Source organism: Paenibacillus jamilae, assembly GCF_050482105.1.
GTDB classification, from domain to species: Bacteria; Bacillota; Bacilli; order Paenibacillales; family Paenibacillaceae; genus Paenibacillus; species Paenibacillus jamilae_B.
Genome location: NZ_JBCNHI010000011.1, coordinates 73919 through 92042 on the forward strand (window position 1 = coordinate 73919; position 18124 = coordinate 92042).

General features: G+C 43.3%; 15 protein-coding genes. 8 read left to right on the forward strand and 7 right to left on the reverse strand.

Annotated features, from left to right (window positions below):
• Positions 1–10: 10 nt before the first annotated feature.
• Positions 11–949, reverse strand: a complete 939-nt coding sequence (locus tag ABEW32_RS07825) for a helix-turn-helix transcriptional regulator (protein ID WP_430186309.1) — start codon at positions 947–949, stop codon at positions 11–13.
• A gap of 124 nt (positions 950–1073) precedes the next feature.
• On the opposite strand from ABEW32_RS07825, the gene ABEW32_RS07830 reads away from it, so the two are divergent.
• Both ABEW32_RS07830 and ABEW32_RS07835 read left to right on the forward strand, forming a co-directional pair.
• Positions 1074–1523 carry a VOC family protein gene (locus ABEW32_RS07830; protein WP_430186311.1) on the forward strand — a complete coding sequence of 150 codons (450 nt, stop codon included), beginning with the start codon at positions 1074–1076 and terminating at the stop codon, positions 1521–1523.
• Between the two features lie 111 nt (positions 1524–1634).
• The gene (locus ABEW32_RS07835) at positions 1635–3113 is read left to right on the forward strand and encodes a protein adenylyltransferase SelO (protein WP_430186313.1); all 1479 of its coding nucleotides are present in this window, start codon (positions 1635–1637) and stop codon (positions 3111–3113) included.
• Positions 3114–3222: 109 nt separating this feature from the next.
• Here ABEW32_RS07835 and ABEW32_RS07840 read toward each other — a convergent pair whose 3' ends face one another.
• Positions 3223–3987 carry an SDR family oxidoreductase gene (locus ABEW32_RS07840; RefSeq protein WP_430186315.1) on the reverse strand — a complete coding sequence of 255 codons (765 nt, stop codon included), beginning with the start codon at positions 3985–3987 and terminating at the stop codon, positions 3223–3225.
• 487 nt (positions 3988–4474) lie between these two features.
• Between ABEW32_RS07840 and ABEW32_RS07845 the strand changes: the two genes are divergently transcribed.
• Positions 4475–5857, forward strand: a complete 1383-nt coding sequence (locus ABEW32_RS07845; protein ID WP_430186317.1) for an amino acid permease — start codon at positions 4475–4477, stop codon at positions 5855–5857.
• A gap of 568 nt (positions 5858–6425) precedes the next feature.
• Here ABEW32_RS07845 and ABEW32_RS07850 read toward each other — a convergent pair.
• Positions 6426–7466 carry an NAD(P)-dependent alcohol dehydrogenase gene (locus ABEW32_RS07850; protein WP_430186319.1) on the reverse strand — a complete coding sequence of 347 codons (1041 nt, stop codon included), beginning with the start codon at positions 7464–7466 and terminating at the stop codon, positions 6426–6428.
• Positions 7467–7725: 259 nt separating this feature from the next.
• On the opposite strand from ABEW32_RS07850, the gene ABEW32_RS07855 reads away from it, so the two are divergent.
• The 3 genes from ABEW32_RS07855 (at position 7726) to ABEW32_RS07865 (ending at position 12253) form a co-directional block, all read left to right on the forward strand.
• The gene (locus ABEW32_RS07855; protein WP_430186997.1) at positions 7726–8142 is read left to right on the forward strand and encodes a MerR family transcriptional regulator; all 417 of its coding nucleotides are present in this window, start codon (positions 7726–7728) and stop codon (positions 8140–8142) included.
• 116 nt (positions 8143–8258) lie between these two features.
• Positions 8259–8966 (forward strand): hypothetical protein, encoded by a 708-nt coding sequence (locus ABEW32_RS07860; protein ID WP_430186321.1) that lies wholly within the window; start codon positions 8259–8261, stop codon positions 8964–8966.
• A 419-nt stretch (positions 8967–9385) separates the two neighbouring features.
• Positions 9386–12253, forward strand: coding sequence for a DUF3863 domain-containing protein (locus ABEW32_RS07865; RefSeq protein ID WP_430186323.1), 2868 nt, complete (start codon positions 9386–9388; stop codon positions 12251–12253).
• A gap of 112 nt (positions 12254–12365) precedes the next feature.
• On the opposite strand, the gene ABEW32_RS07870 is transcribed toward ABEW32_RS07865, so the two are convergent.
• Positions 12366–13040, reverse strand: coding sequence for an NAD(P)H-dependent oxidoreductase (locus ABEW32_RS07870; RefSeq protein ID WP_102998743.1), 675 nt, complete (start codon positions 13038–13040; stop codon positions 12366–12368).
• Positions 13041–13182: 142 nt separating this feature from the next.
• Between ABEW32_RS07870 and ABEW32_RS07875 the strand changes: the two genes are divergently transcribed.
• Together ABEW32_RS07875 and ABEW32_RS07880 are read left to right on the forward strand one after the other, a co-directional pair.
• Positions 13183–13575, forward strand: coding sequence for a winged helix-turn-helix transcriptional regulator (locus ABEW32_RS07875; protein ID WP_174820592.1), 393 nt, complete (start codon positions 13183–13185; stop codon positions 13573–13575).
• 192 nt (positions 13576–13767) lie between these two features.
• On the forward strand, positions 13768–14760 hold the full coding sequence (locus ABEW32_RS07880) for an ABC transporter substrate-binding protein (protein WP_430186325.1): 993 nt from the start codon (positions 13768–13770) through the stop codon (positions 14758–14760).
• 119 nt (positions 14761–14879) lie between these two features.
• Here ABEW32_RS07880 and ABEW32_RS07885 read toward each other — a convergent pair whose 3' ends face one another.
• From ABEW32_RS07885 to ABEW32_RS07895, 3 genes are all read right to left on the reverse strand, one after another.
• Complete coding sequence (locus tag ABEW32_RS07885) at positions 14880–16382, reverse strand: stalk domain-containing protein (RefSeq protein ID WP_430186327.1); 1503 nt, start codon at positions 16380–16382, stop codon at positions 14880–14882.
• 218 nt (positions 16383–16600) lie between these two features.
• Positions 16601–17239, reverse strand: coding sequence for a cyclodeaminase/cyclohydrolase family protein (locus tag ABEW32_RS07890; RefSeq protein ID WP_430186329.1), 639 nt, complete (start codon positions 17237–17239; stop codon positions 16601–16603).
• Positions 17236–18102 (reverse strand): bifunctional 5,10-methylenetetrahydrofolate dehydrogenase/5,10-methenyltetrahydrofolate cyclohydrolase, encoded by an 867-nt coding sequence (locus tag ABEW32_RS07895; RefSeq protein WP_430186330.1) that lies wholly within the window; start codon positions 18100–18102, stop codon positions 17236–17238. Before ABEW32_RS07895 ends, ABEW32_RS07890 begins: the two co-directional genes overlap by 4 nt.
• Between the last annotated feature and the right edge of the window lie 22 nt (positions 18103–18124).

Genomic DNA, 18124 nt, shown 5'->3' on the forward strand with positions numbered 1-18124 from the left:
TCCAATGACCTCATAATTTTTGATAGTGGTCTAAGAGGTGTTCTACTTTATCTTTAATAATGTGCTTTAAAGATTCTGGCTTCACTGATCGTACATAATGACCATATCTCATAAAATATTGAGCAATAAACTCCTCTTCTCCAGGATTATAGAATCCTTTGATGACTGTTTTTTGGTCCTGCTCTATTTTCATAGAGGGATAATGTTCTTTATAAAAAATATCCTTGGCGTGTTCTGCAATTTCTACTTCAAAATCAATGCGCTTCTCAGTTTGATACATTTCTAATGAACGGCTAAGGAGTTCATCTATAGAAAAGTGAGAATCGATTTCCTCCTCTTCTACCAAGGTGATCCGATCACATCTAAAAACTCTATATTTGTTCGTATTGAACTCTATTCCCGTAGCATACCATTGGCCGAACTTAGCGGAAATTCTGAAAAATTGAACATGATAACTTTTGTTATGGTTATTTTTTGAATATTGAATCTTACAGTACCTCTCATTAAGAATACTGGTTAAAATTTTGTCTAAATAGCGACTAATATGATGATGTTGATAGATTTCAAATTGGAGAACCTTTTTCATTTTATGAATCTGGTTTATTTGTATTTCAGAAAGGCAGTGCTCAAACTTCTCATTGAGTTTATTCACACTCAAATGAAAGGGTGTGGATTGATAAGCTTCTAAGGTCAACATGGCAAAGTACAGAGCGTACACTTCATCCAGCGTAAAAATAATAGGCGATAGCAACCTTTTTTTTAAGATACCATATCGCCCATGGCGGCCATGCTCCGAATAAATAGGCATACCTAATTGTTCTAATGAACTAATATCACGTAAGGCTGTACTTTTTGAAATCTGGTATTTATCCATGAGATCATTTAAATTAAAGTACTCTCGACTGTTTAAGTATCTGATCATGTCATTTAATCTTTCGGATTTCTTCATGCCTAATCTCCTCATAAAAGGTGTCATATTTTGATACCTTTACATATGATAATAGGTTCAAGGGGATATATCAAATCTATAGGATATCTACCTCAAAGCATGATTAAAAAAGGAGATTGAACCCATGAGTACAACACTGGAAGTAGCTATTTTCTTGTCCATGAACGGAAAAGCAAAGGATGCTATAGCTTTTTACAAAAAACATTTTAACGCAGAGGAACGATTTGTCGTTACTTATCAAGACATGGCCAAGCGTGACAGCTCAATACAGCTTACTGCTGAAAATAAAGATTATATTTCTCATTCTGTTTTATCGATTGGAAGCACAAAGGTCATGATAGCAGAAGAACCCATGAATCCCAGTGAAGAATATACCGTAGGGAATAACACTTCATTATGTATTCAAAGTGCTGACATAGAAGAAATTGAGCATTTTTATCATAGTTTAATAACAGATGACCGAGTGAAAATTATTGTTCCTTTATCCAGTAATGTGTTTAGCCAAGCCTATGGTATTATTGAAGATCCATTCGGTATCCAAATACAATTGATGTTTGATCATCGGCTACAATAGAAAAAGTAGGCTAAAAAAGTGCAACAGCATGGTGAAAAGTGGATAATAAATGGATAGAAGTAAAAACTAAAATGGGCAAATCCAAGATACCACCGCAGAAAGGGAGACACGATGACGGAGAAAAAAGAAATAGCAGATAATATAGGGTGGAATTTCGACAACAGTTATTCTCGTCTGCCAGAATCCATGTTTACGAAGCTCAATCCAAATCCTGTCCGTTCACCAAAGCTGATTATTTTCAATCATCCGTTGGCAGTCTCACTGGGGTTGAACGAAACGGCGCTGCACAAAGAGGATGGTGTAGCGATGTTGGCTGGCAATCAGGTTCCCGAAGGTGCAACGCCTCTTGCTCAAGCTTATGCAGGACATCAATTCGGGCACTTTAATATGCTAGGAGACGGTCGCGCCCTACTGCTCGGTGAGCAGATCACCCCCTTGGGGAAACGGGTTGACATTCAGCTCAAGGGCTCGGGCAGAACGCCGTACTCTCGTCGTGGTGATGGCCGAGCAGCACTTGGGCCGATGCTCCGTGAATACATCATCAGCGAAGCGATGCATGCGCTAGGTATCGCTACCACCCGCAGCTTGGCGGTGGTAACCACAGGTGAAGAGATCATCCGGGAAACCGAGCAGCCCGGCGCCATTCTGACTCGTGTGGCTGCCAGTCATCTTCGCGTCGGCACCTTTCAATATGTCTCAGCATGGGGCACGTCCCAATATCTGCGGACTCTGGCTGATTACACATTGGAACGACACTATCCAGAAGTTAAAGCTGAGGAAAACCGCTATCTTCGCCTGCTTCAGGAAGTGATTAAGCGTCAGGCGAAGCTAATCGCCCAATGGCAGCTGGTGGGTTTTATTCACGGGGTGATGAACACCGACAATATGGCCCTTAGCGGAGAAACCATTGATTATGGTCCTTGCGCCTTTATGGATACCTATGATCCCCAGACGGTGTTCAGTTCCATCGACATACAGGGCCGCTATGCTTATGTCAATCAGCCGCATATCGCTGCGTGGAATCTCGCGAGATTTGCGGAGACTCTTTTGCCGCTGCTGCATGACGACAGAGAGCAGGCTGTCAAACTGGCTGAGGATGAAATTTCAGTTTTTGCAAACATGTTTCACCATCATTGGCTTGCGGGAATGCGGGCGAAATTGGGGATGTTTAATGAAGAGCCACAGGATGAATCCCTTATTGAGGATCTTCTTAACATCATGCAGCAGCATCGCGCGGACTACACCAATACCTTCCGTGCTCTAACTTTGAACAAGCTGGAGGGTGCGGCATTGTTCAGCACTGCGGAATTTGCCCAGTGGCACGAGCAGTGGCAAGCGAGGCTGGAGAGGCAGCAGGAATCCGAAGCCTCCTCGCATCAACTGATGCGCAGCAGCAATCCTGCAATCATCCCCCGCAACCATCGGGTAGAAGAGGCACTGGAAGCAGCGGTGGAACGAGAGGATTACCGTGTGATGGAGCAGCTTCTTGAAGTTCTTTCAAACCCATATGCTTATTCTATGGAACAGGAAATCTATTCTAATTTTCCTGAGAAATCCAACTGTCCTTACCGAACCTTTTGCGGTACCTGAACCGTAGTAGTCATGTTGAACAACTGGCTGACATCCTATTTCATGCGTTGGTGGAGAAGATCGCCTTTCTCGCACCAACGCGTTTTGTTTTTATTATGAACCTGTTCGTTTACAGATGGGACCCGCCACTTGCATCAATCAATTGACCCGTTATCCAGCGGCTATCCGATGAGGCAAGAAAGGCAGCTATATCTGCAACATCCTCAGGCTCACCCCAGCGTTTAAAGGTCGAAAGGCCAGCGGCAAACTTCTGCCCGTTAGGATCTTGTAAGGTCCCGCTATTCATCTCAGTGTTGATAATGCCAGGTTGGATGGCGTTGACTGTAATATGACGGCTCCCAAGTTGATGAGCCAAAACGTGCGTAAGTGTGTCGACGGCCCCCTTTGACATGCTATATGCAAAAACACTAGGGGAGGCCACGCGTGTAACAAACGATGAGAGATTGATAATGCGGCCACCATCGTTTAGACGCGGCAAAGCTTGTTGGGTAACAAAAAGAGGTGCTCGGACATTTATGTTCATGACTTCGTCAAAAGATTCTTCTGTTGTCTCTTCTAGGGGGACAATTTGCCCCATTCCAGCGTTATTGACGAGAATATCAAACCGATTATCACCTGTACGTTCCCGAAGCGCTTCATCCAATTTCGCATATAAATCATGGATGCCATTCAGGCCACTTAAGTTAGCACCGATCGTAAATGCAGCCCCTCCAATTTGCTCAATTTTATGAACGACCTCAGTTGCTTCGTTGTGTCTTTTTCCGTAGTGTACTGCGACAATGGCACCTTCCTTAGCCAGACGTAATGCAATGCCGCGACCGATTCCTCGACTTGCACCCGTTACTAAAGCGATTTTACCTTTTAACCTGCTCATATCTTCATCTCCTTGTTTGGAATTCATGTCTAGTTATAGCACAAGGGGATGTTTGAAATGTTGCTCTTTCATTCGGAGCTCATGTTTTACACTGTATGGATATAGACTTTAAATAGGCTTACTATCGTGATATTTATCATTGAAAAATCATATATCTTCATCGCTCTAATGCATTACATTAAATTGACCAATGTTCAGTAAAATGAATCTCCTTCCTTTCCATTTCATGTCTAAAAATGTCTGCTAATTAGCAGTTGTATTTAGACGTTTTTTGTCATACAATGCATCTAATGCTACGGACTCGGTCTTAGAAACAGTAAGGTTTGGACGGCAAATAGGACGTGGTTGACTTTGTATATTTATGAATCGTGGAGCTACTGTGTAGTCGTTCGATCAACCACGTCAGTCTGAAAATTAATAATGTTTGGGGGCAGTTTTCCGGATCATTAGCATTTGATGACGAACATATACGAAGGGGAGCGTTCTTTTGGAATCGAAACAATTAACGAGAGGGCTGAAGCCACGGCACGTTGAGTTGATTGCGCTTGGAGGCACGATTGGCGTCGGCTTGTTTATGGGATCGGCAAGTACGATAAAATGGGCAGGTCCTTCGGTACTGTTGGCTTATCTCTTGGCTGGAATTATTATGTTTTTTGTCATGCGGATCATGGGGGAAATGCTGATTCTTGAACCGGTGACAGGCTCATTTGCTACCTTTGCTCATAAATACATCAGCCCATTGGCCGGTTTCTTGACTGCTTGGAGCTATTGGTTCTTATGGGTTACTGTAGGAATGGCGGAGGTCACTGCGATTGGGGTATATGTGGGCTACTGGTTCCCAGATATCCCGCAATGGTTGCCAGCTTTGGCAGGTGTAATTATTATTGCGCTGGCCAATTTGGCGGCTGTGAAATTTTATGGAGAATTTGAGTTCTGGTTTGCAATGATTAAGATTATTGCTATTATCTTCATGCTAGTGGTGGGTACGGGGATGATCTTCTTTGGTCTTGGCAACGGCGGACAACCGATAGGTCTATCCAATCTAGTCAGCCATGGTGGTTTTTTTGCAGGGGGGCTAAAAGGATTTTTATTTGCACTATGCATTGTAACAGCGGCTTACCAGGGAATTGAGATGGTGGGTATTACAGCAGGTGAAGCAGAAAATCCAAAAATGACCTTGCGAAAAGCCATTAAAAACATCATCTGGCGTATTCTGATTTTTTACGTAGGGGCAATCTTTGTCATTGTTACGCTTTATCCTTGGAATCAAATTGGCGAGATCGGCAGCCCGTTTGTTCTGACTTTTGCCAAGGTAGGCATTGTTGCTGCTGCGGGTATCATTAACTTTGTTGTACTTACAGCTGCGATGTCAGGTTGCAATAGTGGTATTTATAGTGCGGGCAGAATGTTATATACATTGGCCAAGAACGGACAAGCTCCTAAGTTCTTCGGCAAAGTTTCTGCAAGCGGCGTCCCTAGAAATAGTATAATAACGACCATTTCCTTGCTGCTGGTAGGGGTGTTATTTAACTACTTGATGCCTGATTCCAAACTGTTCCTGTACATTTACAGCGCCAGCGTCCTCCCAGGTATGGTACCGTGGTTTGCATTAGCCATCAGCCAATTTAAATTCCGGAAAAAGTGGAAGAACGAAATGAAAGGCCATAACTTTAAGTCTCGTTTTTTCCCGATCAGTAATTACGTCACTATTATCTTTCTGTTGCTGGTGATCGTTGGAATGTGGTTTAACCCGGACACACGCTTGTCGTTGATTGTCGGGGCAACCTTCATGGCGATCGTCGTTGTTGGATACTTTGTCTTTGGCATAGGAAAGCGGCAGAGAATTGAAGAATTAGAGAAACACGAATAGGCTGCTCAAGATGCAGTGTTTGCCGAGCGTAATTCAGATGTCCTGAGTTGCGCTCGGCTTTCCTTTTATATGAAGAGGAATAGAGTCAGGAAGAGGCTGTGAGTGAGCTACAGAAGGGTGTGATTAACCTGTTCGCACTACAAGTGAAAATATAAATACAAAAAAAGTAAGAAGGGAAACGGAAAAGTTCATTATTGCCGTATTCTTACGATGAGCCTTAAATTCTGAGATGCCGGACAATAAAAATACAAGTCCTAGAAAAAATTGTGCGATGGTGTAAGCGTGCTTGTAAGTATCGGGATATGCGAGGGATAAAAGGGACAAGACCATAACAACTACAGCAAATATTAGAGTGAGGATTCGATAGATATCCATTTTCCTGAACATAGATAAGCACTTCCTTCCTTTATATACCTATTATTCTAAGTGGTGAATCTTTAGATTTCAAATAAAAGGAAATGGACGTTGACAGCTTTTTGTTTTGCAAAATAAAGCGAAGGTATCCCCAAGCTATACTTGGAGACACCTTCAAATTAAAATTGCTTTTGCAACTTATTGATTTACCTAGTTACATTGTGCTTGTATCGATCACGAATCTATACTTCACATCAGATGCTAATACTCGTTTGTAGGCTTCGTCAATCTGGTCAGCTGATACCACTTCAATTTTAGGAACAATATTATGTTTCGCACAGAAATCCAGCATTTCCTGTGTCTCGCGGATGCCTCCTATCATTGATCCTGCAAATGAACGGCGATGTCCGATTAGGGACATCACATTGAGTGACATCGGCTCCCCGGGGGCACCGACATTCACCAAAGTTCCGTCAAGAGTGAGTAGTGCAAAATAAGCGTTCAGATCGATGTTGGCACTTACCGTATTAATAATCAAATCAAAGCGTCCAGCCAGTTTTTCAAATGTTTCTGGTTCGCTTGTGGCATAATAGTGATCCGCGCCAAATTGCAAGCCATCTTCTTTTTTCTTTAATGTTTGTGATAGAACGGTTACCTCAGCACCCATAGCATGTGCGATCTTGATCGCCATATGACCAAGGCCTCCCATGCCCACAACTGCCACTTTCTTATCTGGACCAGCTCCCCAGTGGTTTAACGGCGAATAAGTCGTAATACCTGCGCAAAGTAATGGAGCAGCCACGTCAAGCTCAATATTGTCTGGAATTTTTACTACAAAATCCTCAGTTACGACAATGTGGGTAGAATACCCGCCTTGTGTAGGCTCGCCGTATTTGTCAACACCAGCGTAGGTAGGGACATTTCCTTTAAGGCAGTATTGTTCCTCTCCTTTACGACAGTTCTCACATTCGCCACAGGAATCAACCATACAGCCAACCCCTACCCGGTCACCAACTGTGTACTTTGTAACTTCAGCTCCTACATCCGTAACAATCCCCGCAATTTCATGTCCAGGTACAAGAGGGTAGTTCACGGGTCCCCATTCGCCGTGAGCAGTGTGGATGTCAGAATGGCATATGCCAGCATATTTAATTTCAATCAATACATCATGTGAATCAAGATCCCGTCGTTTAATTTCAGCCGCTCGAAACGGTTTGTCTGGGCCGTCGACAGCTCGTGCTTTAGCAGTTATCATAAATAGCCTCCTATTATTTATATTTTTCAAGAGAAAGTAATTGTATTGAATACAAAGTGAAAACCAGCTGAAGTCAGTTGAAGTTTTCTCTTGCAGATCAATGTTAATCCTTATAGTTAACTCTAAGTCAAGCGACTAGCCTATATTCCTTTTAAAAATTTATGCTGGGGGACTTTGACACTCAACCAATAGCTTGATAGAATCCCTTTATATCTAGAGTTAACTCGAAGTCTATATCATTAAGGATAGGAGATACATGATGAAGACATATTCGATCAGCGAAGTTGCTAAAGAATTGAATCTTACAGCATATGCCTTGCGTTACTATGACAAGGAGGGACTTATGCCTTTTGTTGAACGGACATCTAGCGGAACAAGATTATTTAAAGAATCTGATATTGACGCTTTAAAAATAATTGAATGTCTAAAATCCACCGGAATGCCGATCAAAGAAATTAAAAATTTCATTGATTGGTGTTCTGGCGGAGATTCCACACTACAACAAAGATATGACATGTTTATGGAACGAAAAGCGACTGTAGAAGCACAAATGGAGGAACTAAAAAAAACAATGGAGGTTATTGAACATAAATGCTTATATTACAAAACGGCATTGGATGCCGGCACGGAAAATATTCATAAAGACAATAATATAGGGAGTCACATGACTAACTAACAGAAAAGACATAATTTATCCACACTTCCTTCTAATATTTAACTGTTAGTAGAATTATTGAAAAGCTATAATTCTAATGATGATTTAAGTGTACTTGGAGAAAAGAGGTTGTGGGTATGATGTTGAAAAAATGGCCAGTAGTCTTCATGCTAGGGATTGTCATGCTGGTATCTGTAGGCTGGAACAGTGGAATATCTTATGCAAAGTATTATTACGAATACACTTGGGATCAGTACAAAGGGACTGAAATCAAGACCTACAGACTGACACCAGTAGCTGGAAGAGATGGATCTATGGATCAGGAAAAGGCCTTTGCTGCTATTGGCAAAACTCCGAATGTGTATGGAAAGTTCAGTGGCTATCAAACAGATAAAATAACTGAATTTGCAACCAAGAGTGTAACGGATGAGGTTTATCATTATGCGATTGTTGATTTTAATACCGACAAGGAGCCAGCAACTGTAGAATACGTTAATCCCAAAGACGGAATTCCTCATACATGGAACGGCACCGATGAGATTCGAATTTTTATGAGAGGATCTGAGGCTGCTTCTTTGGCTGAACAGTTTTATGAGGGAACTCCAATTGAAGGACGCTATCGGTTTAATGCTAACGATGTCTACTTAGTTACATTCTGGCCCAACGCAGCACAATCAATTACAAGAATGTCTGCTGAAGCACTAGTTGAGGAAGGACCCTCTACGCTTATAAATCAAAAGTGGGTAGGTCAAATAAAAGACAAAGATCCTGCTGCTTATCCGCAAAACGGAACTCTAAAGGGCTACTTTTATATGTATAAGGGTTCTGAGCTTAAAAAGGATTAAAAGAGAAGACAAAATATAGAAGGCGCATTTTACACAAAAAATGGGGATAACATGTTGTATTCAGGTGATTGCGAATACGGATGTCATCTCTTTTTTTGTCTGTGTACATAAGTAAAATGATAACCCCAAAAGTGATAAGTATTTAATTGCCAATGAAAACCATTGTTTGGTGATAGGGAATTACGGCTTAAAAAAGCATGAGGAATGAGCAGGACGGGAGATTGCTAAACTCACTTTTTTTGCTGGCTTTATTCAATCCCAGGGAGATTATTCCGATAATTCAAGTATATACAGTTTGGTGTTAACAGTAATGAAAAAACGTTTGAAAACGAAAGAAATAATTTTTCAAAGTTGATATGAAGGTACGGGTGAAAGTGGTCCAGTGCCATCTCGCAAAGGAGGTGTAATGATCTCAAATAATGAATTATGAAAAAAGGTTAAAACAAATTAGGCTTTACATGGCTGGCTTACTGGCTGTCTGGTTGTTCTGTATACATAGTGCGCCTGTTTTTGCGAACAGAGCCTTTAACGATATCGAACATTCCTATGCAGCTGATGCGATTGAGGCCATGGCTGCTCAAGGTTATGTTACCGGTTATCAGGATGGGAGCTTTAGACCTTTATATTTTATCTCGCGACAGGAATGGGCAAGTATCTTTGCTAAAACCTTAAAGCGAACATCAAATAACAGAGGCGTAACCTCTTTTCGTGATGTGTCACCATGGGCTTTATCTTATGTACAGACCTTGCAGGAAGATGGCATTACGAAAGGGATTAGTGACCAATTGTTCGGTGCCAAGCACAATATGACTCGCCAGGATATGGCTGTTTGGTATGCCCGGTATTTTGGTGTCACTGAAGATATCCGATCTGCCGGAATATCCAGCTTTGTGGATCAGTCTGATGTATCCGACTATGCACAAACGAGCGTATGGCTAATGGAACGGTTGGAACTGATCCAGGGGGATACGAATCATTATTTCCATCCTAAGGAGTCTGTGAGTCGGCAGGACGCCACGCTGGTTGCTTATCGGATATGGTTAGGCGGTGACGGTCTGAAAGAGCGTGCCAAGCGCTTGCTGGAGTCATTAGGAACTGGAGCTGCAACCATGCCTCAGACAATTAGCCAACAAGAATCGGAAAAGATTGCGGTCGATTTGGCACCGGAGATTAAGCAACCACCTGTGAATTCAGTAATTGAGGAGCCTAAAAGGCATCGTCCAAGGCCTGATTCACCAGTATCTCCGGTGACACCACCAGAACCGAAGCCGGAGCCAGAACCGCCAGTTACACCACCGGGACCTAACCCCAAACCACCAATAATTCCGGTTGACCCATCGGTGATTCCACCGGATCATTCTTCGGATTTTCTGGTCGATGAAGTCGTAATCAAGGCGCAGGAGCTGGTAAATCAGCCGGAAACGTACCCTTCGTATCAGCTATCCTTTCAGCTCTACAATGAAGGGCGGCCAGTCAGCATTCCTGCTGCCAGCGTCACAAGTGTTACGTATACCTTTAGTGATGGGTTAGGTGTGTTTGACATACAAGGGAGAATCGCACATCCCGAAAATATTCCGAGTGCGGATAGCTTCATTCCTGTAGAGATGAAGGTCACCATTGCCAAACCTTATCGGGTCCTTACAGCTCAGACCAAGCTGATCGTGAAAGGGAAGACTCCGTCAGCAGAACCACCGAACGTAATCAGATCCGTATACTTGGCTACGTATACTATTTCAGAGGCGGCTGCTTTAGATCCTGCTGCTTGGAAAATGTCCTACGTATTTCATAATGCCACAGGAGCGGTTATAGCTCCTGAAATGCTGCCATCAGACTTGATACTTCGGGTAGAGGATTCTAGAGGAATATTTGACGAGGATGGAAAGATTGCCAACCTGCATTTGATTCCGGTTGTAAACTCGGTTATTCCATTAAAGATCACAGTTGAGTCACCATCCCAAGGGATTGTCTTCACATCTGATGCGGAATTAACGGTAGAACCCGGGGAACACAAAAAGCAATACTTTGCTGTCTCCATCATGTTGCAGGGAAGCGTGACTACGGTAGATCAAATCAAGCAATCTCGTCAATTGCTAATGGATCGCTTTGGTCCCAACATCAAAGTGACATGGGCTATGAATAACGGATTTGTTTTTGTAGAAGCGAATCGACCTCAGCTTAAACAGGTTCTGGATTACGTCGATCAGTATGGAGATGAAGTCGGGATATTGGTCGGGTATCCGAACCAGGAGAAGTTTCCTGTTTGGGAAGTAAAGATGGATGAGTGGCTGTATATGTACCGTTACAATGCATTCAATGAGCTACACCAATCTGGTTCGATGGGATCACCATCCGTATTTGAAAGCATGGATACAGACCAATATCGGAAGTACCTCCCGAAATCATTGACCAGCTTTACGGTGAATCCTGAACAGACTCAATGGCTTAAAGATCACTATCGAATTACATCCGCGATGGGATGGTCGGCTACACAATATAATGTTAACGGCATGTATGGTGAGGGCTCACCTTTGATGCCTTACTGGTCTAATAAAGACAATCCGATTGTTCCCGCACAAGGAATTGCTGATAATAGCGGTACCGTATTCATGAACTCGGTTACGATTGATCCGATTGGATCACGCTATACGAAAGATTCCTCCCGCTGGACTCTTCATCCGGGTGACCCCTATGTGACGGAGACGGATGCAGCACCACAACTGTATATAGTACAGCAATATTTGGATAACCCTTATCAACGTATAAATACGGTAAACTACTTGTCCATTATTTTGGACATCAACGCACTTGCCAACACCCATAATATGGGTCCAATATGGGAGAACTTTGTGAATCATTTCCCGCTTGATCGCAAGGTCGAGATTGTGGGTGTGGATGGGCTGAAACAGGTTTATGAATCGGTAGCAGGGTCCAATAATGGTCATACGGAGTTTACGCTCATGTTTAGAGGCTCAGGGATTAAGACGGCTATGGATTCCAATAATTCACCAGCGAACCTGCGCTATTTGTGGACCGAAAATGCCTCACAACGGATTATTTTATCCAAAGAGGACGGAGATGCGGCATGGTCCATTATTGACTTTACCGATTATACCCGAATACCGGTTCAAAGGCTGGCCTACAACTTGGATGGTCATACGGACGTAAGCTATGTTACCGGAAGGAACTTCAAGCTATGTCCAACGGCTCCTTTAACAGCAGATGAAATTCAGCGTGTGAAAGACCGTTTGCAGGACATCTATTTCGTGGAAAAAGTGAACTATCAGTAGGCGTTATGAAGTGACAACACGTTTAGGAACTATAGTTTTATGTAAAGAGGGCGCCCCTAGCCATGGAAATGGCTTGGAGCGCCCTTTGCTTTTAAGATAGATATTCCGCGCTTTACACCCACTCCACAATCTGATCTACAGGTCGCCGAGTTTTGTCGCGCGGCTCGTTCAGACGGTATCCAAAAGCCACCATACAGGAAATACCAAAATGCTCGGCATCCATAATGCCTTCTTCGGAAAGGATGCGTTCAATATCTTGTTTACTAAAACCTTCGATCGGGCAGGAATCAATGCCGATTTGAGCTGCGGCAGTCATCATATTGCCCAGTGCGATATAGGTTTGTCGGCATGCCCACTCGAACATAGCTCTTTCATTTTCCTCAAGTGCAAAATCTGATTTCAGGAAGGCGTCATATACCTTCTCTTTGCCTTGCATCACTTCAGCAGGTAATTGCTGCACGTTCTCCATCATACTCTTGATATAATCGGATGAAGCTACCATATCTTTAGGCAATCTGGAGAGAATAAGCACGAAATGGCTTGCTGTTGGTAGCTGTTTGGTGGCCCCCCAAGAGTAGGGCAGCAGCTTCTCACGCATATCTTTACTTTGAACGACAACAAATTTCCAAGGTTCAAAGCCGAACGAGCTAGGGGATAAGCGACCCGTCTCAAGAATAAATTCAAAATCGGAATCGCTGATTTTCTTATGACTATCAAATTCTTTTGTAGCATGTCTGAACTTGTATGCAGCCAAGATTTGATCTTTAGTGGTTGTTAAGGTTTCCATCGTAATTCCACTCCTTATGGATGTGATTGAAATTGACGCTTACTAAGTGCATGACTAATATTAGAATATATATGATCTTATTTGAAGTACGCACATTAATGTGCTGTAGTATATAAAATGATACTAAGGAGGAGAAAGACCAATGCGCAATCGGAAAGGCGGCTTTGGCGAATGTCTCGCTGGGAATGATCAGGCGTGTCCTGTGGAGTACACGTTGGACGTAATTGGGGGCAAGTGGAAAGGAATTATTTTATACCATCTCATGTATGGGACTAAGCGATTCAGTGATTTTCGGCGGATCTGTCCGGGAATTACCCAGCGTATGCTGACACTTCAATTGCGTGAGCTGGAAGAGGATGGTGTCGTTCACCGTGAAGTCTACCAGCAGGTTCCGCCTAAGGTCGAATACTCTCTCACCGAATTTGGAGAAACACTGACCCCAATTATTAACTTGATGAAGGATTGGGGAGAAGCATATAAAACAAAACAGCGATCACCAGAAAGCAGCCTCCAGCAACCTAGTCCCAATGTGTAGGTTTTGAAAGACGGCTTCATGAAAAAGACCTGACCATCATTTTGGCAGGTCTTTTCATTTTATAAGTGAAATAATGAAAAGTTCGCTTTTCAGTTGACAGCAAGGATGGTGCTTGATATATTTCTTACGATATTGATAATCATTATCATATTAATATAAGGTTATTTCTATAATACATAGGGGGCTATTAGGTTGAGGAAAAAATCGATATTTATGCTGGCTACTTTGATGCTTGTATTGTCTGTATTTGTCAGCGCATGCGGCGGAAATAACACTGGAGGTAATACCGCTTCAACTTCAGGAGATAAGCAAGAATTGGCTTCTACTGGAGAGAAGAGAAGCTTTAAAACGGTAAAAGGGGACATTGAGATTCCCGCTAAGCCACAGCGTATTGTAACGGATTTTTACGGCGGTGAACTGCTGTCTGTAGGTGCTAACGTGGTGGGTGTGGAGCCGACTGCGTTTCAAAATCCTTTTCTGACTGATTTACTGAAGGAAAAAGGAACCAAGGAGGTAGGTGATCCAACCAATTTGGAGAAGACGCTGGAACTCAAACCTGATCTGATCGTGGTTATGAAGGATACGAATTATGAAGCTTTGTCTAAAATTGCACCTACCCTGTACATTCCGTACGGCACCACGACTAATATCTATGATACGGTCAAGCTGTTCGGCGATATCACTGGGGAAAAGGAGAAGGCGGAGCAATTTATTGCCGCCTTTGACAAAAAGGCTGCTGAAGGCCGCGCTCGTCTGAAAGGTGTGATTGACGAAAAGGCAACTTTCGGATTGTATGAGCTGACGGACAAAAACGCACTTTGGATCTTTGGCGACAATGCGGGTCGAGGTGGACAAGCTGTATACAATGCGCTCAAATTGAACATGCCGAAAAAGACAGCCCATTCCAAGGAACAAACGGTACAGCTTTCAATGGAGGTACTGCCACAGTACGACGCAGATTACATGTTCCTGACAACCTATGATCCAGACAAAAAGGGAACCGCGTTAAAGCAACTGAAATCGTCCGCTGTGTGGGGCAATCTTCCTGCGGTGAAGAATAATAGAGTGTTCTTCAATGATTTTGATACGTACTATCGCTACGATCCGATCGCTATTACCGGACAGATTGATATGATTGTGGATATGCTGGTTGAAAGAGAGAAAGAGAATAAAGCTAAAAAATAGGTGGATTCTGTGCTGTAACGAAATATCGAAGACATAGTAGGACATTGCATACTATACGCGGTATAAAGCATAAAAGACCAGTTCAACATGAATTCATGTTTAGACTGGTCTTTTATATATTATTTCGTTGTAATTACGATAGTATCTTCTTTTTGTATCCAATCTACCTTGGCTCCCAGTGTCTCGCTGACGAGCCTCAATGGAAGATAACCAATACCGTTCACCATGAAGGGCGGATTGGTGAGTTCTACAGATTTACCGTTCACTTTTGTTTGGCTGGTTTTAAAATTAATTTCTAGAGAGACAGGATGGTCTCCTGCCTTGGACTGATTCATTTTCGCTATTTTGCTGATGTAATCATATGTGACCTCGGCCCCTAGTTTGTCAAATACGGAGCGGAGGGGAATAAATGCCTGCCCATTGCGGGTAATCACGCCGTTGCTTAAAGGGACAGGTGTACTGTTGAGACGGACGAGAATCGGCTTTTGTACAGGAACTGGTGTACTATAAAGAAATTCATAATCGCCTATGCCGAGTTGCGCGTGTTTGTTAACACCCCAGCCCCACAAAGCGCCGTTTGCCTTTTGCATGATGACGTGCCGTGGTCCTGCCTTGATGCTTTGAATATTTTGAGTAAGTAATGTAAAAGGGACATGGGAGGATAACTTTTCGCCATCTAGAGATGCCACATATACATTACCAGCAGTGGTTAGAGCAAGAAGGGAGCGCTCAACGAAAAAGGCGTCTTTAACGTCCTTTACTCCTATTAGCAGTACAGGGGTATTAGTGTTGTGATAGGTCGTATTGTCTAAGGCACCTGTAACTGTAGCCCCCCAGAACAATAGCCGACCTTGCTGATCAATGGCGAGATTGGAATACCTATTGGCCTTGATTGTCTTGATGCCCGATAAGGCTTGAATTTGCGATACGGATAGCTTTTCGGACGGGGCTACATTTTTATTAAATTCTTTGGGCCACGTCCACACGGTACCATCTTTTTTTAAGGCTATGTTTTTAGCAATTGCCGTAATGTCTTTTAATGGTGAAATAGGTTCGAAACCCTGTAAGGCTGTTGTGTTTTTCCATACACTGCCGTCTTTCTTAAGAAATATCCAGCGTTCCTCATATTTTGGTCTTTCTTCATAGTAACTATCTATATGGACAACCTCGTCGATGCCAGACAGGGTATGAAAAGGACTAAAGGTATTTCTATCATCGAGTCGATCAGCTGAAAATACATTCCCTTCGTCGTTTAGAGCGAGCACGTGATCACTCAAACTACTTACAGCTGTGAGATTCTGTAGTCCTTCCAGGGGAACAAATTTTACGGATTCAGCAATATTGTTTCTAGGCACATACCAAGCAGAGTGATCTTGCAAGGTAAATACCAGATCGCCTTCGTTGATGATATTAGAAAATATTTTAACAACATTCGGCTTACCCTCTACACGAGTAGGTACAGATTGATTATAGCCCCACAGCCACAAGCTTCCATCGGGTTGGATCAGACTTCCAGAATCATAGGAGCGAATATGCGATGTAGAATCATTTTCGGCCGCCCACACCCTGGGACTGATCAGTAATAACGTAATTATACTGAGTAATAGAGCACGTCTTTTCATACGATTTTCCTCATTTCTTGATCAATGTGTATAAGAGAAAAAGTAATCTTAAAGAATATCCCTTATCCATAGACGAAAGAAGTATAGAAAAGTTTTCCAAATATAATGATTTGAAATAAAAAACCTCCAAACCCAGCGAATAGAGATGGATTTGGAGGTTATTTCTGTTAGCAAGTAGGTAGAATATATGGGTTAGCACAGCTAGAGCGCAGTATGAGCTAACTACTCGCGATTCGACTGCGCACAGTCCATAAGGTTTGCTCTTTTATTTGTCCGATTTCACGGAGGAGTGCGGCTGTTTTGGCTTCGTAAGATTGTTTGACATCCAAGTCTTTTAGCGAGGCAAGGTTAATATCAACGGTAAGCAGGGCGGATTGAGCGGCTGCTTCAAACAAAATCGCACCGATGCCCAGATCAGAGATCACATTTTTATTGGATATTTCCACAATGTTGCAGGCTTGTGATAGCCCGTCCCGGCATACTTCCAGCAGGCGCATAGGTACCTCAATGGCAGCAATCACCGCTGTTTGTAAGGAATGGGTACGATAGCGCTTTTCTTCGTCTGTTTCTTTGGGCAAACGCAGTGCAGTCATGTACTGTTCAAAGGATTGGATGTCTGCAGCCATCAGTTCCTCACAATGCGTGGACAATCTTTCCATGTTGCTAATGACTTGCGCGATTTGGTCACGGAAGTGTGCGTATTTTTCTCCTTGTGAAAGGTTGGCGGTCATGGAAGTCATTGCTGCGCCTAGTGCCGCAGCCAGCGCGGATACACTTCCTCCACCAGGGGTAGGCGCTGCACTTGCAGCTTCTTTCAGAAAATGTCCGATGGACTGGTTCCACGACAGTTCACTCATGAATAAACCACCTCTCTGGAGTAATGTTGCAGACGTATCGCTTTGAGCAGATTTTTGTACAAAATTGCAGTCGTTAGGGTGCCCACACCGCCGGGAACGGGAGAAATGGCATGTACCTTTTCTACGACGTCCTGAGCAGCGTCCCCCACAATTTTACCCTCCAGCGTCTCATTAATTCCCGCATCCACGAGAATTAGACCAGGATGCACCATATCCTGCGTAATCACATCAGGGCATCCGACCGCGACGAAGGCAATGTCTGCATGGCTCAGATGCTCTGCAATATCACGCGTACCTGCATGACAGGCGGTGACGGTGGCATTTTCTCTTTGCAGCATGTGGAAAAGGGGAAGTCCCACCGTCTGCCCGATGCCGACGAGTGTGACATTTTTGCCTGCCAAGGAGTGACCGTAATGCTTGAGCAGTTCAATACAGGCTTGAGGTGTAGCGGGGTATAGCCCTGCGTCACCCGTAACGGTAGCCAGTTTGTTATCAGGCGTAATTCCATCAATATCCTTGTAGGGGGCGATGGATTGTTTAATAACGGAGGCAGAAAGATGTTGCGGAAGCGGGAGTTCCAGCATTATGCCATGTACATGGGATGCATCATTTAGGGTGCCGATCAGATGCAGAAGCTCGGTTTCGCTGACATGACGATTAAAAGTATGGAGATGAAAGGAGATGCCCAGCTTCTCTGCTATTTTTTGCTTGGTCCGTGCATAGTATGCAGATGCTGGATCACCCTCTACCAACAGGGTTGCCAGATGGGGGCGGTGTCCTTGCTGTTTCATTTGCTCTACTTGGGAACGGATCGTTGCATACACTTGCTCAGCTGCTTCTTTGGATTTCATGATAATAGCCATAGTCCGAGCCTCCTCTAAATTT

What these genes read in the sequence shown, in the direction of transcription:
- ABEW32_RS07825 (WP_430186309.1), bottom strand. Translation starts at nt 949, where the DNA reads ATGAAGAAATCCGAAAGATTAAATGACATGATCAGATACTTAAACAGT.
- ABEW32_RS07830 (WP_430186311.1), top strand. Translation starts at nt 1,074, where the DNA reads ATGAGTACAACACTGGAAGTAGCTATTTTCTTGTCCATGAACGGAAAA.
- ABEW32_RS07835 (WP_430186313.1), top strand. Translation starts at nt 1,635, where the DNA reads ATGACGGAGAAAAAAGAAATAGCAGATAATATAGGGTGGAATTTCGAC.
- ABEW32_RS07840 (WP_430186315.1), bottom strand. Translation starts at nt 3,987, where the DNA reads ATGAGCAGGTTAAAAGGTAAAATCGCTTTAGTAACGGGTGCAAGTCGA.
- ABEW32_RS07850 (WP_430186319.1), bottom strand. Translation starts at nt 7,466, where the DNA reads ATGATAACTGCTAAAGCACGAGCTGTCGACGGCCCAGACAAACCGTTT.
- ABEW32_RS07855 (WP_430186997.1), top strand. Translation starts at nt 7,726, where the DNA reads ATGAAGACATATTCGATCAGCGAAGTTGCTAAAGAATTGAATCTTACA.
- ABEW32_RS07860 (WP_430186321.1), top strand. Translation starts at nt 8,259, where the DNA reads ATGATGTTGAAAAAATGGCCAGTAGTCTTCATGCTAGGGATTGTCATG.
- ABEW32_RS07865 (WP_430186323.1), top strand. Translation starts at nt 9,386, where the DNA reads ATGAATTATGAAAAAAGGTTAAAACAAATTAGGCTTTACATGGCTGGC.
- ABEW32_RS07870 (WP_102998743.1), bottom strand. Translation starts at nt 13,040, where the DNA reads ATGGAAACCTTAACAACCACTAAAGATCAAATCTTGGCTGCATACAAG.
- ABEW32_RS07875 (WP_174820592.1), top strand. Translation starts at nt 13,183, where the DNA reads ATGCGCAATCGGAAAGGCGGCTTTGGCGAATGTCTCGCTGGGAATGAT.
- ABEW32_RS07885 (WP_430186327.1), bottom strand. Translation starts at nt 16,382, where the DNA reads ATGAAAAGACGTGCTCTATTACTCAGTATAATTACGTTATTACTGATC.
- ABEW32_RS07890 (WP_430186329.1), bottom strand. Translation starts at nt 17,239, where the DNA reads ATGAGTGAACTGTCGTGGAACCAGTCCATCGGACATTTTCTGAAAGAA.
- ABEW32_RS07895 (WP_430186330.1), bottom strand. Translation starts at nt 18,102, where the DNA reads ATGGCTATTATCATGAAATCCAAAGAAGCAGCTGAGCAAGTGTATGCA.